The organism is Camelimonas sp. ID_303_24, assembly GCF_053543495.1.
Genome location: NZ_JBLLJM010000032.1, coordinates 1 through 2,841 on the forward strand (window position 1 = coordinate 1; position 2,841 = coordinate 2,841).

At 59.8% G+C, this 2,841-nt stretch carries 4 protein-coding genes; 2 read left to right on the forward strand and 2 right to left on the reverse strand.

Features of this window, described 5'->3' with window-relative positions; all coding sequences use genetic code 11:
• Both ACERNI_RS16900 and ACERNI_RS16905 read right to left on the reverse strand, forming a co-directional pair.
• The coding region (locus ACERNI_RS16900) for a VapC toxin family PIN domain ribonuclease (protein WP_448834414.1) at positions 1 to 324 on the reverse strand (324 nt) is incomplete at its 3' end.
• Positions 321 to 623 carry a hypothetical protein gene (locus ACERNI_RS16905; protein ID WP_448834415.1) on the reverse strand — a complete coding sequence of 101 codons (303 nt, stop codon included), beginning with the start codon at positions 621 to 623 and terminating at the stop codon, positions 321 to 323. The genes ACERNI_RS16905 and ACERNI_RS16900, both read right to left, overlap by 4 nt.
• 499 nt (positions 624 to 1,122) lie before the next feature.
• On the opposite strand from ACERNI_RS16905, the gene ACERNI_RS16910 reads away from it, so the two are divergent.
• On the forward strand, positions 1,123 to 1,662 hold the full coding sequence (locus ACERNI_RS16910) for a recombinase family protein (protein ID WP_448834416.1): 540 nt from the start codon (positions 1,123 to 1,125) through the stop codon (positions 1,660 to 1,662).
• A 54-nt stretch (positions 1,663 to 1,716) separates the two neighbouring features.
• Positions 1,717 to 2,841: recombinase family protein (locus ACERNI_RS16915; protein ID WP_448834417.1), on the forward strand; the 1,125-nt coding region annotated here is incomplete at its 3' end.

A 2,841-nucleotide genomic window follows, 5' to 3' on the forward strand; every position in this document is an offset into this window, starting at 1 on the left:
AAAAGCCCGTGGCAGGTCACGACCAATGGCCTTGCCTTCCGCCATCAACCGGGCCCACACCAACGCCGTCTTGTCATCGAAAGAAAGAATTCTGCCTGCGAAGAGCGCCTGGGGCCCTTCTGGCCCGGAGAACCACGCATCAAGCGCAGTGCGCTTCTTGCCGCGGGGCATTTCGAAGATGCCGCGCTTGATTTCGGCGACGGTCAGGGAGGCAATGAACAGCTCCTCGTCACGGCGGTTCCGCATCCAATGCATGAGAGAGGCCGAGGGCGCCGGTTTGACGATGTTACTGATAATGTTGGTATCCAGGAGATAGCGCGTCACAGATCGACCTTCCGCCCCTCTTCCCGGGGGCGAGCAAGGTCGAGATCGGCGCCCACGAGCGGCGAGCGACGGAGCGCGTCGAGGATGTTGCCCGGTTTGGGCGGCTCACCCGCCACTGCGGTTTTCATGACAGCCCGGACCTCATCTGCTTCGGGCCCCTCCTCCGCCAATCGACGTGCAAGCGCCCGGATCAGCTCACGGTCCGTCTCCAGCGCCATCACTTCGAAGCGCGTGAAGCCGCGCTGGGTCAAGCGCGCGCGATAATTCTGAAGGGCTCTCTTTTGTGCGGCATTGCCCATGGTCTGCCTCCATGCTATATCTGGATATATACTCCAAATATCAACCGTGCGCAAGGGATGGCAGAGTGGCGAAGAGCTTTTGCGATATAGGCGGCGAAATGCGCGCCGAGGCAGGCCTTCGGCACCAGTATTTGCCGTACGCTATCTCACGCTCAAGCGCGCTGAACTGCGCAAAAGCCGCCGATTGCGGCGCAAACGGCGACGCGAATACCCCAGCCATTACAGTTGCCTACCCCTTCGGATGGCGTGATCGTTCCTCTGAACAACTTGTATTCAGCTTCGAACGACGCGACGATGAAATCAGGCAACCGCCCAAAGCAGAGCAGCGCGCTCCGGCAGACAGAGTCGGAACTGACGCTCGTGCCGCGCGCCGAAAGGCCGGACCCGCGCTTGATCGAGATGGTCCGTATACTCGCCAGACGCGCTGCGCGAGAGGTGTTCGAAGAAGAGACGAAGGGACGTCGCGCGCCGCGTTCCTGAATCCGCAGGAGAACGCGCTGTGAGAGTCGCAATTTACGCACGCTATTCATCCGACAATCAACGCGACGCTTCGATCGCCGACCAACTTCGCGTCTGCCGCCTGCACGCCGAGAAGCAGGGCTGGGAAGTGGTCGAGGAATATACCGACCACGCGATCTCCGGCGCTTCGCTGCTCCGCCCCGGCATCCAGGCATTGATGTCCGATGCGGCGCGCGGGCGCTTCCAGTATGTTCTTGCTGAAGCGATGGACCGGCTGTCGCGCGATCAGGAGGATATCGCTGGCCTGTTCAAGCGCATGGCCTATGGTGACGTGAAGATCGTCACCTTGTCTGAAGGCGAAGTTACGCATCTCCACGTCGGCCTCAAAGGCACGATGAATGCGCTGTTCCTCAAGGATCTGGCTGACAAGACCCGGCGGGGTCAGCGTGGTCGCGTAGAGCTTGGCAAATCAGGGGGCGGAAACGCCTACGGCTATGACGTCGTCAGGAAATTCGACGGGAATGGCGAACTGGTGCGCGGCGATCGCACGATCAATGATGTCGAGGCCGAAATTATCTGACGGATATGCCGTGAGTATGCCGCCGGCAAATCTGCCAAGCGCATCGCGTTCGAGCTGAACAAGGACGGCATTGCAGCGCCCGGCGGCGGTGACTGGGGCTTCAGCACCATCAATGGCAACGCCAAGCGGGGCAATGGCATCCTGAATAACGAAATGTATGTTGGGAAGATGGTCTGGAACCGTCAGCGGTTCATCAAGGATCCAGACACGGGTAAGCGCCAGGCGCGGATGAATCCTGAGTCGGAATGGGTTATCCAGGACGTGCCCGAACTTCGCATTCTCGATGATGAGCTCTGGCAAGCCGTCAAGGATCGCCAGAAAACCGTCAAGAAAACCCGAAGCGACGAGGGCGAGAATCATTTCCGCGATCGCCGGCGCCCGAAATACCTCTTCTCGGGGCTGACGAAGTGCGCCTGCTGCGGAGGCGGCTACACGATGATCTCCGCCGATCAGGTTGGATGCGCGACCGCACGGAACAAGGGCACGTGCGACAATCGAAAGAACATCCGGCGAGACAGGCTGGAAGCACGCGTGCTGAATGCCCTACGCCATCACCTGATGGAGCCAGAGCTGTTCAAGGAGTTCTGCGATGAATTCACCCGCGAGATGAACCGGCTCCGGATGGAGGCGCGATCGACAATCGACGCGGCCGAGGCAGAGATTAAGCGCATCGACCGAGAGCTTCAAAGAATTCTCGACCTCTACCTCCAGGAGGCAATGTCGGTCCAAACGGTGAAGGAGCGAAGCGGCAAACTTGAAGCGCGGAAGAAAGAACTGGTGCTCCTGCTCCAGGAGACGGAGGAGCCGCCTCCCCTCCTCCATCCGAACATGGCGCATCACTATCGTGCCCAGGTCGAACAGCTTCACGCCGCGCTACAGGAGGATGCCGAGGAAAAGCGAATGATCGCGGCCGACCTGATCCGCTCCTTGGTGAAGGAGATCATTCTGATCCCGGAGGAAGAGGAGATCCAGATCGACGTGCGTGGCGATCTGGCGGGAATCCTTAGCATTTCGCTCAAGAGCAAAAGGCCCGCCGCAAGGGCAGGCCAATCGCAATTTGAAATGGTTGCGGGGACCGGCTCTGATCAGAACTTGCGGAAACAAAAAAGCCACCCCGGAGGGGCGGCTGATCTGCGCGATTTAGCATCGCTATTTGAGATGGTTGCGGGGGCTGGATTT

Bases quoted from the DNA above. Each gene is read 5' to 3' on its own strand.
- ACERNI_RS16905 (WP_448834415.1), bottom strand. From the start codon at position 623: ATGGGCAATGCCGCACAAAAGAGAGCCCTTCAGAATTATCGCGCGCGC.